The organism is Kitasatospora sp. GAS1066B (genome assembly GCF_041262605.1).
GTDB lineage: Bacteria > Actinomycetota > Actinomycetes > Streptomycetales > Streptomycetaceae > Kitasatospora.
Map to the genome: position 1 here is coordinate 186591 of NZ_JBGCCO010000007.1, position 16749 is coordinate 203339.

Annotated in this window: 11 protein-coding genes, 1 tRNA gene and 1 pseudogene; 6 read left to right on the forward strand and 7 right to left on the reverse strand. The window is 72.8% G+C overall.

Annotated elements, in window-relative coordinates; genetic code table 11:
- Window positions 1–9: 9 nt before the first annotated feature.
- The 4 genes from ABH937_RS10225 to ABH937_RS10240 are packed head-to-tail and all read right to left on the reverse strand — an operon-like array spanning window position 10 to window position 4204.
- The gene (locus ABH937_RS10225; RefSeq protein ID WP_280689291.1) at window positions 10–1266 is read right to left on the reverse strand and encodes a beta-ketoacyl synthase N-terminal-like domain-containing protein; all 1257 of its coding nucleotides are present in this window, start codon (window positions 1264–1266) and stop codon (window positions 10–12) included.
- Window positions 1263–2531 carry a beta-ketoacyl-[acyl-carrier-protein] synthase family protein gene (locus ABH937_RS10230; protein ID WP_280689290.1) on the reverse strand — a complete coding sequence of 423 codons (1269 nt, stop codon included), beginning with the start codon at window positions 2529–2531 and terminating at the stop codon, window positions 1263–1265. Before ABH937_RS10230 ends, ABH937_RS10225 begins: the two co-directional genes overlap by 4 nt.
- Window positions 2528–2956, reverse strand: a complete 429-nt coding sequence (locus tag ABH937_RS10235) for a cupin domain-containing protein (RefSeq protein ID WP_280689289.1) — start codon at window positions 2954–2956, stop codon at window positions 2528–2530. Before ABH937_RS10235 ends, ABH937_RS10230 begins: the two co-directional genes overlap by 4 nt.
- Window positions 2957–2959: 3 nt before the next feature.
- Window positions 2960–4204, reverse strand: a complete 1245-nt coding sequence (locus ABH937_RS10240; protein WP_370217975.1) for a SchA/CurD-like domain-containing protein — start codon at window positions 4202–4204, stop codon at window positions 2960–2962.
- Between the two features lie 236 nt (window positions 4205–4440).
- Between ABH937_RS10240 and ABH937_RS10245 the strand changes: the two genes are divergently transcribed.
- Window positions 4441–6069: an FAD-dependent oxidoreductase gene (locus ABH937_RS10245; protein ID WP_370217977.1), complete on the forward strand. Its 1629-nt coding sequence runs from the start codon at window positions 4441–4443 to the stop codon at window positions 6067–6069.
- Between the two features lie 24 nt (window positions 6070–6093).
- Here ABH937_RS10245 and ABH937_RS10250 read toward each other — a convergent pair whose 3' ends face one another.
- On the reverse strand, window positions 6094–7221 hold the full coding sequence (locus tag ABH937_RS10250; protein ID WP_370217978.1) for a multicopper oxidase domain-containing protein: 1128 nt from the start codon (window positions 7219–7221) through the stop codon (window positions 6094–6096).
- A gap of 261 nt (window positions 7222–7482) precedes the next feature.
- Here ABH937_RS10250 and ABH937_RS10255 point away from each other — a divergent pair, with 261 nt between their 5' ends.
- Window positions 7483–7884, forward strand: coding sequence for an SHOCT domain-containing protein (locus ABH937_RS10255; RefSeq protein ID WP_280689285.1), 402 nt, complete (start codon window positions 7483–7485; stop codon window positions 7882–7884).
- A 110-nt stretch (window positions 7885–7994) separates the two neighbouring features.
- A complete protein-coding gene (locus ABH937_RS10260) occupies window positions 7995–10025 on the forward strand; it encodes a glycoside hydrolase (protein WP_280689284.1) in 2031 nt (676 codons plus the stop codon).
- A gap of 58 nt (window positions 10026–10083) precedes the next feature.
- Here the strand turns inward: ABH937_RS10260 and ABH937_RS10265 are convergent, their stop codons facing one another.
- Window positions 10084–10773 (reverse strand): response regulator transcription factor, encoded by a 690-nt coding sequence (locus ABH937_RS10265; protein ID WP_280689283.1) that lies wholly within the window; start codon window positions 10771–10773, stop codon window positions 10084–10086.
- 151 nt (window positions 10774–10924) lie between these two features.
- Here ABH937_RS10265 and ABH937_RS10270 point away from each other — a divergent pair.
- Window positions 10925–10998, forward strand: a tRNA-Met gene (locus tag ABH937_RS10270).
- A gap of 71 nt (window positions 10999–11069) precedes the next feature.
- Here ABH937_RS10270 and ABH937_RS10275 read toward each other — a convergent pair.
- Window positions 11070–12548, reverse strand: a complete 1479-nt coding sequence (locus tag ABH937_RS10275; RefSeq protein WP_280689282.1) for an FAD-dependent monooxygenase — start codon at window positions 12546–12548, stop codon at window positions 11070–11072.
- A gap of 294 nt (window positions 12549–12842) precedes the next feature.
- On the opposite strand from ABH937_RS10275, the gene ABH937_RS10280 reads away from it, so the two are divergent.
- Both ABH937_RS10280 and ABH937_RS10285 read left to right on the forward strand, forming a co-directional pair.
- Window positions 12843–14456: a peptide chain release factor 3 gene (locus ABH937_RS10280; protein ID WP_280689281.1), complete on the forward strand. Its 1614-nt coding sequence runs from the start codon at window positions 12843–12845 to the stop codon at window positions 14454–14456.
- A gap of 338 nt (window positions 14457–14794) precedes the next feature.
- A pseudogene (locus ABH937_RS10285) lies at window positions 14795–16720 on the forward strand (APC family permease); the annotation flags it as partial.
- Window positions 16721–16749: the final 29 nt, after the last annotated feature.

The window sequence follows — 16749 nt, forward strand, 5'->3', positions numbered from 1 at the left end:
GTCGGGGGGTCAGGGCCGCTCGTCGGTGTCGCGACGGAGCACCAGCGCCGCGTTGCAGCCCATCAGGCCGCGGCTGAGCACGAGTGCGGTCCGCAGCGGGACCCGGCGGGCGTGCCCGGTGACCAGGTCCAGGTCGTGGCGCACCTCGGTGATGTTCGGCGTCGGCGGCACCACGCCGTGCTCCAGCGCGAGCACCGCCGCGGCGACGTCCAGCGCCGAGGCGGCGGAGTAGGCGCGGCCGAAACCGGTCTTGGGCGCCGTCACCGGGACGCCCACGGCGTGCGGGCCGAGCGCGTCGGCGATCGCCAGCGCCTCCGCCTGGTCCGCCGCCGGCACGCCCAGGGCGTCCGCGAACACCACGTCGACCTGGTCGGCGGTGCAGCCCGCGTCGTCCAGCGCTCCCTGGATCGCCCGCGCCAGGCCGTGCCGGGAGTTTTCCCAGCCGTCGGTGCCGGTGAAGGTCGCGGCGTGGCCGGCGACCACCGCCCGGATCCGGGCGCCGCGGCGGCGCGCGGCGCCCTCCTCCTCGACGACGAACATCGCGCCGCCCTCGGCCGGCGAGAAGCCGCAGGCCTCGTCGGTGAACGGCAGGTAGGCCCGCTGCGGGTCGCTCGCCAGGCTGAGTTCGGGGTAGCCGAGCTGGCAGACCACCGAGTACGGGGCCAGCGGCGCCTCGGTGGCGCCCGCGACCACCGCGTCGGTGCCGTGCCGGATGGTCCGGGCGGCATGCGCGAAGATGTCCAGACCGCCGGCCTCATCGTTGGCCAGCACGCCGCACGGCCCCTGGAAGGCGCCGCGGATCGAGATCTGGCCGGTGCTGGCCGCGTAGAACCAGGCGATGGACTGGTAGGGCCCGACGAAGTGCGGGCCCTTGCCCCACAGGCGCTGCAGTTCACCCTGGCCGAACTCACCGCCGCCGGAACCGGCCGCCGTCACCACGCCGATGCCGAACGGCGCGTTCGGGTCGGCGGTCAACTGGGCGTCGGCGAGCGCGAGTTCAGCCGCAGCCATGGCGAAGTGGGTGAACCGGTCGGTCTGGACCAGGTAGCGGTCCTCGATCAGGCCGGCCGGATCGAAGCCGCGGACCTCTCCGGCCACCCGCAGCGGCAGGTGGGTGCAGCCCTCCCGGGAGACCGGGCCGAGCGAGACGGTGCCCTGCTGCACCGCCTTCCAGAAGGCGTCGGTCCCGACGCCGCCCGGCGCCACCACGCCCATGCCGGTGACCACCACCCGCCGCTGCGCCGGCTGCTGCTCCACGCTGCTCATCCCGACCTCCCGTCGGCGTGGGTGAGGACCACCGCGGACTGGAAGCCGCCGAAGCCGCTGCCCACCGAGAGCACGGTGCGCAGCCGGGCCGTGCGGGCGGTCCTCGGCACGTAGTCGAGGTCGCATTCGGCGTCCGGGGTCTCGTAGTTCGCGGTCGGCGGCACCACCCCGTGGGTGAGCGCGAGCGCGCAGGCGACCAGCTCGATCGCGCCGATGGCGCCCAGCGAGTGGCCGACCATCGACTTGATCGAACTCATCGGCACGGCGTACGCGTGCTCGCCCAGCGAGCGCTTGACGGCCGCGGTCTCGTGCCGGTCGTTCTGCTTGGTGCCCGAGCCGTGCGCGTTGACGTAGTCGACCGCGGTGGGGTCCAGGCGGGCCTGGGCCAGGGCGCGATCGATCGCCTCCGACATCTCCCGGCCCTCCTGGGTGAGCCCGGTCATGTGGTAGGCGTTGCCGAAGGTGGCGAAGCCGCGGATCTCGCAGTAGATCCGCGCGCCGCGGTCGCGGGCGTGCTCGAACTCCTCCAGCAGCAGCACGGCGGCGCCCTCGCCGAGCACGAAGCCGTCCCGGTCGGCGTCGAACGGGCGGGAGGCGTGGGCGGGGTCGTCGTTGCGGGTCGAGGTCGCCTTGATCGCGTCGAAGCAGGCCACCGTGATCGGGGAGATCGGCGAGTCCGAGGCGCCGGCCACGATGATGTCCGCCTTGCCCTCCGCGATGGCGTGGAAGGCGTGTCCGACCGCGTCCAGGCCGGAGGTGCAGCCGGTGGAGACGGTCTGCACGGGGCCGTGCGCGCCGATCTCCTCCGCGACCTCGGAGGCCAACGCGCTGGGCGAGAAGGCCCGGTGCAGGTGCCGGCCGGCGCCCCGGTGGTCCACGTCCCAGCGGTCGCCCGAGGCGCTGACCGCCACGTAGTCGTGCTCCAGGCGGGTGGTGCCCCCGACGGCGGATCCGAGCGACACGCCGACCCGCCACGGGTCCTGCAAGCCGAGGTCGAGCCCCGAGTCCCGGACCGCCTCACCGGCCGCCGCGAGCGCGAACTGCACGTAGCGGTCGGCGCGCTCGGCCCGCTCCGGGTCCAGACCGCAGGCCAGCGCGTCGAAATCGCACTCGGCGGCGATCCGCGAGCGGAAGCCCTCGGGATCGAAGAGGGTGATCCCCCGGGTCGCCGTCTGCCCGGAGGTGAGCAGTTCCCAGAAGGCACGCACGCCTATCCCACCGGGCGCGACCACGCCCAGCCCGGTGACCGCGACCCGCCGCGTCACGTCCTCGCCCCCGTCACGTCCTCGGTCGATTCGGCCGTGTGGGTGTCCTCGGTGTCGACGTGGCCGAGCTCGGGGCGGGGGGCCAGCGGACCGAGGTGGAAGACCATCCGGGCCTCGGTGCGGCCCACGTTGCGGAAGCGGTGCCGGACGTCGCGCGGGATCATCAGGCCCTGGTCCGGCCGCAGCGGGTGGGGGACACCGTCCAGATCCACCTCCAGCTCGCCGCTGACCACGAAGACGAACTCCTCGGAGTACGGGTGGTAGTGCTCCCCGATCCGCTCGCCGGGCTGGACGATGGCCAGCCCCATGAATCCGCTGGTGGCGCCCACGCTGGTCGGCGTGAGCAGGGCGCGCAGGTCGCCGCCGCGCCGGCGGTTGGGCTGCGTCTCGTCGAGGTGCACGATGCGTACGGGCTGGCTGGTCATGGGTCACTCTCCGGTGGCAACGGTGGCAGCGGTGGACGGTGCGTCGCCGGCGGTGTGCGACTCGGGTGGTGGGGCGTGGCGGTCGGTGACCAGCTCCATGGCGCAGTCGGCCAGGAAGCGGGTGATCCCCGCCTCGGTGCCCAGGTCCGTCGCGGCGTCCAGGTCCAGGCACTGGCTCAGCGCGGCACTGGCGCGGTCGGGCGCGATGCCGGCCGCCTGCGCGGGGGCCTCCTGGTAGGGGACCCGCAGGTCGACCAGGCGGACCAGGACGCCGTCGCGCAGGAACATCGTGCTGCCCGCGAGCGGTCGGCTCCGGTCGTCGCCGACGACCGCCCGGTCCCGCTCGGCGAGCAGCTGCGCGGCCGCCTCGCCGCGGCCCGGCTTGACCGGGTAGAGGAACGCCAGGCGGATGAGCTCGGCGTCCGCCGCATCGAGGCCGGCCCCGACGTGGTGCACCGCAGGCAGCGCCGCGCGGGCGAAGAAGGCGCGCGCCGACGATGGGTCGCCGAGGTCGCGGGCCTCCTCCAGGTACGGGTTGACCGCTTCCTCGACCGCCCGGACCTCGGGCTGCATGGCGACGTGCCGCAACGCGTTGCCCAGGTCGCCGCGGACTTCGACGGCGCGGACCACGCGGTTGCCGCGCATGAACAGCGAGGTGCGGCAGAGCCGCGTGGTGGCGTCCACCTGGGCCTGCGGCGAACGGTAGCCGGCCAGGATCTCGGCCACCGCCCGCTCGCTGCCCGGCTTGACCGTGAAGGTGAGCGCGTGGCGCACCAGGCCCCCGCTGGACAGTGGCGGGGTGGGCAGCGGGTCGGTGCCGGCCACCCGGGGCCGCTGGGGCGCGCCGGTCGGGCCGTGTTCGGCCACCCGGGTGAGCGGCCGGTGCGGCCCCGGCGTCCCGGGCTCCGGGGTCTCCCGGGCGATGACGAAGCGCAGCGAGCGGGTGTCGCTGACACACGCGTGCAGCGGTTCCACCACCGCGCGGTGGGCGGAGCTCTCCACCCAGCTGAGGAAGGGTTCGGCGCTCTCCCACTCACTGGTGATGAGCCATTGGGAGGAGTTGCCGAGCGACTGGCAGAGCTGGTCGCTGATGTGGCCGGGCACGCTGGCCACCTGATGGCGGATCTGTTCATAGGCGGCCAGGAAGTTCTGCTCCTGGCCGTCGTGCACGTCCAGCAGCAGCACGACTCGAAGCCGGGACGTCGCGAGGGTGGCGGGTGGGGCCGGCCTGTCGGACAGGGTCGTCACGGTGCTTGTTTCCTCTCGCTCGATCCAGGCCGCCGAGTGCGTTCCGGGGCCTGATCGCATGCGTTCGATACTACGTACCGCCATGGGACGTGCACGATGCGTGAGTCGCGCGGGTGAAGATCCGGTCAACCGCACCCTCGGCGGGAATAGAGCAGCGCAGGCAGCACGACCCGTCGACCGCGCGCCGCGCGCCCCTCGACGGCCACACCCCAACTCCCGCACGGCTGGAGAGACTCATGACATCGGAAGTCGACGACCGCGTGCCCGTCCTGATCGTGGGCGGTTCCCTGGTGGGGCTGTCCGCCTCGCTCTTCCTCGGTCGCCTCGGCGTCGAGCATCTGCTGGTCGAGCGGCATCCGCGGACCTCGCACCATCCGCGCGGACGCGGCAACAACGTGCGCACCATGGAGCTCTACCGGACGGCCGGGGTGGAGCCGCTGATCCGTGAGGCCGCCTCCGTGCTGGCGGAGAACCACGGCATCCTGCAGGCCGAGACGCTGACCGGCACCGACCAGGAGTGGCTGTTCAAGAAGATCGACCCGGGTGGCGCGCTCTCCCGGCTCAGCCCGTCCGGCTGGTGCCTGTGCAGCCAGAACGACCTGGAGCCGGTGCTGGTGCGCTGCGCGCGGGAGCTGGGCGGGCAGCTGCGGTTCGGCACCGAGCTGGTCTCCTTCGAGCAGGACGGCGACGGGGTGACGGCCGTCGTCCGGGACCGGGAGAGCGGCGACACGCGGACCGTCCGGGCCGACTACCTGGTCGCGGCCGACGGACCGCGCAGCCCGGTCCGGGAGGCGCTCGGCATCGGGCGCAGCGGGCCCGGCGACCTGTTCCACAACGTGAGCATCACCTTCCGGGCCAAGAAGCTGGCCGACGCGGTGGGCGACCGGCGCTTCATCGTCTGCTACCTCACCAACCCCGCCGGGTCCGGCGCGCTGCTGCCGGTCGACAACCAGCAGCACTGGGTCTTCCACGCGCCCTGGCACCCGGACCGCGGCGAGACGCTGGAGGACTTCACCGACGAGCGCTGCGTGACGCTGATCCGGGCCGCCACCGGCGTGCCGGACCTGGAGGTCGAGGTCACCGGCAAGGCCCCCTGGCACGCCGCCGAACGGGTGGCGCAACGCTACGGCGCCGGGCGAGTCTTCCTGGCCGGGGACAGCGCGCACGAGATGTCCCCGACCGGGGCGTTCGGCTCGAACACCGGGATCCAGGACGCGCACAACCTCGCCTGGAAGCTCGCGGCGGTGCTCCGTGGCTGGGCGGGGCCGCGGCTGCTGGAGACGTACGACGCCGAGCGGCGGCCGGTGGCGCTGGCGACCGGCGCGCGGGCCTCGGCCCGGTCCGCCGAGCACCGGCACCCGGGCTACGACGTCAGCCCCGGCACCGGGCGGCAGGCGGGCATGCTCGCCGTGGTGCTGGGCTACCGCTACGCCTCCAGCGCCGTGCTCGGCACCGAGGACCGGGCCCAGGCGATCCCGGAGGACTTCCGGCCGGTCGCCGAACCCGGCGGGCGGGCGCCGCACATGTGGCTGACCCGGGCCGGGACCAGGATGTCGACGCTGGACCTGTACGAGCGGTCCCTGGTGCTGCTCTGCGGTCCCGAGGACCGGGCCTGGCAGGCGGCCGGGCAGCGCGCGGCCGAGCGGCTGGGCGTGCCGCTCAGCTGCCACCGGGTGGGGCGCGACCCGGCGGACACCCTGGCGCCGGAGGCCGGCGCCGACTGGGCGGGGCTGCACGGCGTGGCGGCCGACGGTGCGGTGCTGGTCCGACCGGACGGGTTCGTCGCCTGGCTGGCACCGACCGCCGCCGACGATCCCGAGCGGACCCTGGTGGCGGTGCTGGAGCAGGTCCTCAGCCGGGAGTGACGGCGGCCCGGGGCCGCTGCCGGGTCACCTGGTGACGCGGTAGCGGCCCGCCATCCCGCCCATCATGTGGTGCGCGACGTGGCAGTGGTAGATCCAGTCGCCGGGGTTGTCCTCCAGGTACTCGACGGTCAGCGTGCTGGACGGCCCGATCAGCTGGGAGTCCACCCAGCCCTGGTAGCCCTGGCCGCTGCGCCAGCGGTGCCCGTGCAGGTGGAACACGTGGAACTCGGAGCCCAGCGAGGCGATCCGCCAGCGCACCCGGTCACCGACCTTGGCGGTGAAGGTCGGGGTGTTGTCGAGGTAGGCGCCACCGTTGACCAGGTTGAGGTTCTGCACGAGTGACGGGACGTCGGACCTGTAGAGGTCGTGCAGGAAGACCACGAACTCGCGGTCCACCGCCGGGGTCTTCTGGTCGGTGACCACCAGGACGCCGAACAGGCCGAGTTCCGCGCCGATCTCCATCATCGGCTCGGCACCCGCCCGCACGGCCTGCGGCGCCGCGTGGTCGTGGTAGGGCCAGGTGCCGACCGAGCCAGGTGGGCAAGTCCAGGTGTAGGTGTAGCTGCCCCCGAACGGGACCGCCGTACCCGGGTGGTCGGGATCGTCTGCCAGCCAGCCGCCGTCCGCGTCACGGCCGTAGCGCACGCCGTGCGGGTGCAGGCTGTGCGGCCACTTGTAGTGCTCGTCGTTGTTGCGGAAGTGCACCCGCAGGACGTCGCCGACCTCGGCCCGCAGCACCGGACCGGGGATGCCGCCGTTGGCGCCCACCCCCTGCGGCCCCGTGTCCGCGTCCAGCAGCCGCCCCCACCCGTCGGTGTAGGCACGCAGCCCGATCGCCCAGAACGTGCTCTGCTCGGGCTTGATATGACGGCCCATCATGGCGTCGTAGCCGTTGGGCACCGCGTTGTGCTCGAAGGACTCGGCCTGGATCCAGTACTCGCGCACCCGCCCGCTCGCCCGGAAGGTGTCCGCCGCGAACGGGTCCGCCCCGGTGGCGGCGGACGGCTCGGTCAGGGCCTCGGCCGAGGCCGGGAGCGTTGCCGAACCGATCAGCGCGGTGGCGGCACCGCCGGCCAGCAGCGTGCGGAGCGCGGACCGGCGGCCGTGGTCGTCGTTCCGGGTGGTCTCGGGTGATGCCTGGTCAGCCGACATGGGTCCCTTTCGTTGGGGACGTGGGGTGGGGGGCGGGGGGCGGGCCGACTCGACCGCCCGCGCGGAGGATCGGCACTCCTCTGGCGAGGCTAGGCACAGTCCGCCGCCAGTCCCGGTACCTGCCCTGGCGCAATCGCCCGGTCGGCCGAACCGGTTGCTCCGGGCAGTCGTCCTGGGTCGCCGCAGGTCGCTGGCGCTAATACAAGCTGATATGCCTGTTTTGTCCGCTCGCATCGGGCGAGCCGCGCCCAGGAGCCACCGGTGACCAACTACCCCATGCTCAACCTGTTCTGGACCATGCTGGAGTTCTTCGTCTGGCTGCTCTGGCTCTTCCTGCTCTTCAAGGTCATCACCGACATCTTCCGCAGCCACGACCTGAGCGGCTGGGGCAAGGCCGGCTGGATGGTCGTGGTGATCCTGCTGCCCTTCCTGGGCGTGCTGCTCTACGTGATCTTCCGCGGCAAGGCCATGGCCGAACACGACCGCGAGCAGGCCCAGCGCGCGGACGAGGCCGCCCGGCAGTACATCCGGGAGGCGGCCGGGCCGTCCGCCGGCGGATCCGGCTCGCACGCCGACGAGCTGGCCAAGCTGGCCGATCTCAAGGCCAACGGCGCGCTGACCGAGCAGGAGTACCAGCGGGCCAAGGAGAAGCTGCTGGCCTGACCGGCCCGCGGCATCCCGCCGCTTCTCATGGGAGCCCCGCCGGACGGATCGATCCGTCCGGCGGGGCTCCCATAAGAATCGCTCTTAGGAGAGCTCGCCACCCTCGGAGCATGACTACCACTACCTCTCATCGGGCGGTGCGCAGCCGGCGCCGCCGGGCATCGATGGCGGCGCTCGCGCTGGCGGGCGCCACCGCGCTGGGCGGGCTGAGCTGGCCGTCCGCGTTCGGCGCGACGACCGCTCGACCCGCGGTGCGCCAGCACGACGGTGTCGTCGAGATCCCGATCAGCGGCGGCACCGCCGAGCTGCGGACCGACTCGCTGGCGGTGACGGCGCGTGGCGGCGACGGCCGGACGCTCGTGCTGTCCGCACCCGCCGCGCAGCCGCTCGGGCGGCCCGGCAAGGTCACGGTCAGCGGCGGCACGGCGAGTTGGACGCTGCCCGACCAGGGCCTGCGCGTCACCGCGGCGGCCGTGCGCGGACGACTGCAGGTCACCGTGCACGACGACCGGGACGGGGCCAAGCTGTCCTGGCCGGTCACCGGCACCGATCCGGCCGCCGCCCAGTTGCAACTGCCGCGCGGCGAGGGGCTGGGCATTGCGGTCGCCGACCCGTTCTGGAACGCGAGCGACACCGGGGTGGCCGGTGCCTCGTACGATCTGGAGACCGATCTGAGCCTGCCCCTGTGGGGGTACACGTTGGGCGGACGCGGGGTCAGCTACCTGGTCCCGCAGCCGATCGGCACCTCGCTGGGCCTCAGCTCCCAGGCCGGGCGGCTGGACGGCACCGCCGTGCACACCTTCGCGCGGCGCGAGGGCACCCAGGACTACACCGTCACCTTCGCGCTGACCGACCCCTCCCCGGTCGCTCCCGCGCAGGACTACCGCCGCTGGCTCACCGAGCACGGCCAGCTGGTCACCCTGAGCAGCAAGATCGCCGCGAATCCGCAGGTCGCCAAGCTGCTCGGCGCCTTCCACGCCTACACCTGGGGCACCGCCCGCACCGCCCAGGGCATCCAGCAGATGCAGGCGCTGGGGCTGTCCCGGATGTGGCTCGGCTACGACGCCGACGCGCAGCCGATGGACGCGACCGCGGTGGCCGCCGCCGAGCGGGCCGGCTACCTGGTCGGCCCGTACGACTCGTTCGCCAACGGGCAGGACCCGGCCACCGCCGACTCGCCGACCTCCGCCTGGCCGGCGCCGGTCTACCCGGACTTCTGCGTCCACCAGCAGGACGGCTCGGTGCTGGCGGGATTCCACGATCGCGGCTGCTACCTGAGCTCGCAGGCGTTCGCCCAGCACGACCAGTACCTCGCCCAGCGCACCGCGCAGATGACCGCCAACGGGGCCGACAGCTACTTCCTGGACGTGGACGCGGCCGGCGAGCTGTACGACGACTTCAGCGCCGACCACCCGATGAACCAGCAGCAGGACCAGGCCAATCGGATCGCCCGAATGCGCCAACTCTCCGGTCCCGACAAGCTGGTGCTCGGCTCCGAGGCCGCGCACAGCTGGGCCGCGCCGGTGATCGACTTCAGCCACGGTTCGCAGACCGTGCCGGCGGACGGGCTGTGGCCGCTGGAGAAGAACAAGGACGTCTGGGGCGGCTACGTGCCCGCCGCCGCGCCCGGAATCTTCTTCAAGCCGGTGACGCTGCCGGCCGACCTGTCCAAGGCGATGTTCGACCCGGTGTACCGCGTCCCGCTGCTGGAGACCGCGCTGCACGACTCGCAGGTCAACCTCGACCGGTGGGAGCTGTCGTACACCAAGATCCCGGCCCTGGAGCAGGACCGGGCGCTGCAGGCGATCCTGGACGACACCCCGCTGAACCTGGTGCTGGACGGCCCGACGCTCGCCACCGACGGCAAGCAACTGGCCGCGCTGCAGCAGTACTTCGCACCGCTGCACGAGGCCGCCGGGACCGCGCCGATGACCGGGTTCCGGTATCTGAGCGCCGACCACCAGGTGCAGCACACCGAGTTCGGCGACGGCGTGCTCCAGGTGACCGCCAACTTCGGGACCAGCAGCTACGGTTCGGGGCCCGACGCGCTGCCGGGCGGGTGCGTGGACGCCAAGCTCAAGGGCGACCGGCAGCCGCGCCGGCTCTGCCCCGGCACGCTGCCGCAGGCACCGCTCAACTGAGCACCCGGATCAGCGGCTGAACGCCGGCCGCGGCCGCGCCCCGCCGTCCGGCGCTCGGTCATGACACGTCCAGCCGGTAGCCGATCCCGTGCACGGTGTGCACCAGGCGCGGCTCGCCGCCCGCCTCCAGCTTGCGGCGCAGGTAGCCGATGTAGACGGCGAGGGAGTTGGAGCCAGGACCGAAGTCGGCGCCCCAGACCCGGTGCATGATCGCCTCCCTGGTCAGCACCTGTCCGGGGTGCCGCAGCAGGAGTTCCAGCAGCGCGAACTCGGTGCGGGAGAACTCCAGCGGCCGGCCGCCCCGGCTGCCGGTGCGGCTCTGCGGGTCCACCGTCAGGTCCGCGAAAGCGCGATCGTCGCGCTCCGCCGGGCCGGACCCGGTTCGCCGCAGCACCGCGCGCAGCCGGGCGGTCAGCTCGTCCAGTGCAAACGGCTTGACCAGGTAGTCGTCGGCGCCCGCGTCCAGCCCGGCCACCCGCTCGCTCACCGAGTCGCGGGCGGTGAGCACGATGATCGGCAGCCGGTCCCCCGCCGCCCGCAGCCGGCGGCACACCGCCAACCCGTCCAGTGCCGGCATCATCACATCCAGCACCACGGCGGCCGGCTCCCAGCGGGCCACCTCGATCAGCCCGGCCAGGCCGTCGGCGGCGCCGCGCACCTGGTACCCCTCGATCTCCAGTCCGGTCTCCACGGCGGCCCGCACCTCGGGGTCGTCGTCGACGACCAGCACCCGCAGCCCACTGCCCACGCCGCCCCCGCCTCTTCGACCCTGCTGCTCCTGCGGCCCCGATCGACGGGGCCGTCCACCAGCGAGGCGACGTCACCGGGCCCGCTTCCGGTTCCGTCCGGGGAACGGATTTCGCTTCTGGTCCGCACTGCCGTACAGTCGGGTTCACCGACGCGGGGTGGAGCAGCTCGGTAGCTCGCTGGGCTCATAACCCAGAGGTCGCAGGTTCAAATCCTGTCCCCGCTACTACATGTGGCACGTGAGGCCCGGCACACCTGGTGTGCCGGGCCTCGTCGCGTTAGGTCTCGGCGTTCGGTTCAGTCGCGGCCGATCAGCGCCAGATAGGCCGGCAGCTGTGCCGGATCGCGGGTGGCCAGACCCAGATAGCCGTCCGGCCGGATCAGGAAGAGCCCGGGTTCGAAGAGCGCCGGCTGCGCGAACTCCCGCACCAGCAGCCCGGGAGCGCGCACCTCGGGCGCCGGGCGCCCCACCGCGAGGAGGGTGGCGTGCGGGCCGCGCAGCAGGTCGAAGAGGCGGCGGCCGGCCAGGGCGGTGTCCGGGACCCGGTGGCCGGCCCGCAGTGCGTCCTCGGGCAGGTCGTGGCGGGTCTCCACGCTGAGCGGGCTGTCGGGGTAGCCGATCTCCAGTTGCGAGGTCTGCGCGGCCCGGCGCACCACGGCGGGCCTGCGGCCGCGGTAGGAGTGGTGCAGCCGGCTGCTGAGCTCGAGCACGTCGGCGGCCACCGGGCGGCGCTCGGCCTGGTAGCTGTCCAGCAGCGTCGGCGGCGCGCCGTGCCGCAGCACCCGGCCCAGCTTCCAGCCGAGGTTGTAGGCGTCCTGCACGCCTGTGTTCAGCCCCTGGCCGCCGGCCGGCGAGTGGATGTGCGCGGCGTCCCCGGCCAGGAAGGCACGGCCGACCCGGAACCGGTCCGCCAGCGCCGCGCGCGGGCGGTAGTCCGAGGTCCAGAGCACCTCCAGCACCGCCTCGGCGGGCAGCGAGGTGCGGGCCGCGATCACCGCGCGGACGGCCTGTGGCGAGGTGTCGACCGGGCCTTCGCCGGTCCGGCCTTCGTCGATCGGGACGGAGAGCGCGAAGTGGTCGGTCCCGGGCAGCGGGCAGAGCGAGAGCGTGTCGCCCGGCGCTCTCGTCCACATGTGCCAGTTGCCGCGGTCGAGCCCGGTCAGCCGGACGTCGGCGACCAGGGACGAGCGCCGGTCGAGCGTCTTGCCGGTCATCGTCACCCCGAGCGCCGCACGCACCGTGCTGCGTCCGCCGTCCGCGCCGACCAGGTAGTCGGCGCGCACCGTCCTGGTGCTGCCGTCAGCCCGGGTCAGTACGGCCCGGACCGAGCACTGATCCTGCGTCAGCGAGAACAGCGCCGTGCCGAATTCGACCTCGCCGCCGAGCTCCCGCAGGCGGGCGTGCAGGATCTCCTGGGTGCGCCACTGCGGGAGCATCCAGCCCACCGGGTAGGGCACGCCCGCTCGGGCCGGGGCCGGCGCCACCAGGTCCCAGACCTTCCGGGTCGCGTCCGGCAGGCGGCTGAGGACCCGCGGCAGCGGGCCGCCGGCCGCGCGCACCGCGTCGATCACGCCGAGGTCGTCGAAGACCTCCTGGGTCCGCGGCTGCACCCCGCGGCCGCGCGAGCCGGGGAAGAGCGCGTCACTGCGTTCGATCACCAGGGCCCGCACGCCGCGCCTGGCCAGGTCACAGCCCAGGGTCAGCCCGGTGGCGCCGGCACCGACCACCAGCACCTCGCAGGTCTCGTCCTCGTTCCGCGCATCGCTGAAATCCATGCGGGGAGCCTGGGTCAGTGCCGACTGATCGTCAAGTGGCCACCCGCGCAGCGACGGTGAGGCGGCTCGGCGCCGCGCGCGGGAGGCGGCGATCGCCGGGGGCGACCGGTTCGCGCGGGGCGCTCAGCACGAGGTTCGAGGTCACACCGTCCGGCCTAATAGAATCGACCCTCGGGCCTGCGGACCAGACGCCGGGCTCAGCAGGTACGGATCAGCAGGTACGGAGAGGCATCACCGGCCTGATGCCCTCCCCCAGCCTCCGGCCGGGGGGACCCCCAGCCCGCGAGGAGACACGTGAGCAACGAACAGCCCGTCCCCGTCCAACAGGTCCTCAACGAGGCCGGCCGCCGGCGGACCTTCGCCGTGATCAGCCACCCGGACGCGGGCAAGTCCACGCTCACCGAGGCGCTGGCGCTGCACGCGCGGGCGATCACCTCGGCGGGCGCGGTGCACGCCAAGGGCGGGCGGCGCGGGGTGACCAGCGACTGGATGGAGCTGGAGCGCGAGCGCGGCATCTCGGTGACCTCGGCGGCGCTGCAGTTCGACCACCGCGGGCACGTGATGAACCTGGTCGACACCCCCGGGCACGCCGACTTCTCCGAGGACACCTACCGGGTGCTGGCGGCCGTCGACTGCGCGATCATGCTGGTCGACGCGGCCAAGGGCCTGGAGGAGCAGACCCGCAAGCTCTTCGCGGTCTGCCGCCACCGCGGTGTGCCGGTGATCACCTTCATCAACAAGTGGGACCGCCGCGGTCGCAACGCGCTCACCCTGCTGGAGGACATCGAGACGCACCTGGGCATCACCCCGGTGCCGGTGGTCTGGCCGGTCGGCGACGCCGGCAACCTGCGTGGCCTGGTCGAGGCCGAGAACACCGAGCAGATGCTGCGGTACACCAAGGTGCCGGCCGGCACGCACGCGGCGATCGAGGAGAAGCTGACCGCCGAGCAGGCCGCCGAGCAGGAGGGCGAGGACTGGGCGAACGCCCTGGAGGAGCTGGAGCTGGTGCTCTCCTCCGGCCCCGGCTACGACCAGGAGGCCTTCGAGTCCGGCAAGATCAGCCCGGTCTTCTTCGGGGCCGCGCTGACCAACATCGGCGTGAAGCTGCTGCTCGACGCCGTGGTCGACCTGGCTCCGGCGCCCGGCCCGCGCCCGCTGGCCAAGGGCGGGGCGCGCGAGGTGGGCGAGGAGTTCTCCGGCCTGGTGTTCAAGATCCAGGCCAACATGGACCCGGCGCACCGCGACCGGATCGCCTTCGTCCGGGTCTGCTCCGGCGTCTTCGAGCGCGGCATGAACGTGACCCGCGCCGCCAGCGGCCGATCGTTCGCGACCAAGTACGCGCACACCGTGTTCGGTGCCGAGCGCACCGTGGTCGACACCGCCTACCCCGGCGATGTGGTCGGCCTGATCAACGCGAGCCAGCTGCGGGTCGGCGACACCCTCTTCACCGGCCGGAAGGCGGAGTTCCCCGCGCTGCCGGCCTTCGCCCCCGAGTACTTCGCGGTGGCCCGTCCCAAGGACATCAGCCGCTCCAAGCAGTTCCGCAAGGGCGTCTCGCAGCTGGACGAGGAGGGCGTGGTCCAGGTGCTGGTCTCCGACCGGCGCGGTGACCAGGCGCCGGTGATGGCGGCGGTCGGCCCGATGCAGTTCGACGTCGTGCTGCACCGCATGGAGCACGAGTTCTCCTCCCCCATCACGCTGGACCACCTCTCGTACCGGCTCGCCCGGGTCACCGACGCGGCCGGCGCCGCCGAGCTCGGCAAGGCCCGGCTGACCGACGGCGAGGTGCTCACCCGCCGTTCGGACGACGTGCTGCTGGCACTGTTCGCCGACAAGTGGCACCTGAACGCCTTCCAGCGCGCCAAGCCCGAGGTGCTGCTGGAACCGCTGATCGCCACGGCCGACTGACCGAGGGCGGCGCCACCCACGAAGACGGACCGAGACGGCTGAGCCCCGAGCAGGGGGCTCAGCCGTCTCGGCTTTCCCGGCCGCCGTCCTCGGGACGCCGACGTCGAGAACACGCGAAGAGCACGCCGAAATAACGCGGCTATAACACCAAGTGAGTTGCGCCACACCGGGCCCGATAAGAACGCGTCAAGAATGGGCAGCGACGCGCCGCCAACTGGCTTTTGACGTCAAGAACGCGCTAAGCAGTGCAGGTGCAAAATGACAATGCGACCGCCGTGGCGCCGGAGCGCCCCCCTGGCGCGGCCACCGGACCCGGCGTGCTGCCGCCTGAAGTCGACCTGCCGGAGAGCCTCGGCTACCGGGTGAAGAAGGTCCTGCTCGGGCCGCCGCTGGTGACTTCGGAGCTGCACAACGAGAAGCTCTCGAAGCCGATCGCCCTCGGTGTGCTGGCGCCGGACTGCATCAGCTCCAGTGCGTACGGCACCGAGCAGATGCTCACCGTGCTGGTGCCGACGTTCGGCGTGCTGGGCTTCGCACTGGTGATGCCGGTGACCGGCGTCATCCTGGCGCTGCTGCTGCTGCTCACGCTCTCGTACCGCGACGTCGTCATGACGTACACCCGGGCCGGCGGCTCGTACGTGGTGGCCCGGGAGAACTTCGGCCCGCGGGTGGCCCAGGTCGCCGCGGTCGCACTACTCATCGACTACATCGTCACGGTCGCCGTGCAGACGGCGGCCGGCACCGACGCGGTGGCCTCGATGCTCCAGTTGCTGTTCCACACGAACATCGACTCGGAGAAGCTGTACATCACCCTCGGCGTGGTCTGCCTGCTCTGCTACGGCAACCTGCGCGGCATCCGCGAGGCCGGCAAGGCCTTCTCGCTGCCGACCTACCTGTTCATCCTGGCCACCGGCCTGACCGTGGTCGTCGGCATCTTCCGGCTGATCACCGGCAGCCTGCCGCAGCTGTCCACCGCCGACCTGCACGCCTCCGGCGTGATCGACATCGGCCACTCGACGAACGGGCTGCTGACCTTCGCCTCGCTCTTCGTCCTGGCGCGCGCCTTCGCCAACGGCGGCTCCTCGCTGACCGGCCTGGAGGCCATCTCCAACGGTGTCAGCGCGTTCCGCGAGCCGCAGGGCAACAACGCCCGCCGCACTCTGGTGATCATGAGCGCCACGCTCGGCACCCTGGTGCTCGGCGTCTCCGTGCTGGCCTGGCAGACCCACGCCGTGCCGTTCAGCTCGGGCAGCCCGACCGTGCTCGCCCAGGAAGCGCACCTGGTGTTCGGCCAGAGCGGCTTCGGCTCGGTGATGTTCGCCTTCGTCCAGATCGCCACCGCGCTGATCCTCTACACCGGCGGCAACACCTCGTTCAACGGCTTCCCGTTCCTGGCCAGCTTCGTCGCCGAGGACTCCTTCCTGCCCCGGCAGCTGACCATCCGCGGCCACCGCCTCGCCTTCTCCAACGGCATCATCGTGCTCACCGGCGTGTCGCTGGTGCTGCTGCTGGTCACCCGCGGCAACCTCACGCAGCTGGTGTCGCTCTACGCGATCGGCGTCTTCACCGGCTTCGTGATGGCGGCCAGTGGGCTGGTCAAGTACCACTGGAACCGCCAGGAGAAGAACCGGATGGCGAAGGTCGCGGTGAACGCCGCCGCCGCGGTGGCCTCGGCCGCCGTCGTGGTGATCTTCGCGGTCACCAAGTTCACCGAGGGCGCCTGGACGGTCGTGGTGATCTTCCCGATCGGCGTCTGGGCGCTGATCCGCACCAACTCCCGCTACCGGGCCGAGAGTGCCGCGCTGGCCACCGCGCCCGCCTCGGCGAGCCTGCCGAGCCCCAACCGCAGCACCGTCTTCATCCTGGTCGACCGGCTCGACCTGTCCGTGCTGCGCGCCCTGCACCACGGCCGCAGCCTGCGGCCCACCGAGCTGCGCGCGGTGCACTTCATGGTCGACGACCGGGCCGCCGAACGGCTGCGCGCCCAGTGGGACGAGAGCCGCGCCGCGGACGTCCCGCTGGAGATCATCGACTGCCCCGACCGCCGGCTGCGCCGGGCCACCGCCGAGCTCGCGGCCCGCGCCACGGCCGACGGCCGCACCCGGGTCACCCTGGTCATCCCGCGCCGCGCGTACGGCACGCTGATCGGCCGGCTGCTGCACGCCCGGGTCGGCGACCGGATCGCCCAGGCGGCCAGCCGACTGCCGAACGTGGCGGCCACCATCGTGCCGTTCGACGTCAGCCAGGCGATCGACGACCTGGACACCGACAGCCAGCAGGGCGTGGCGGCGGA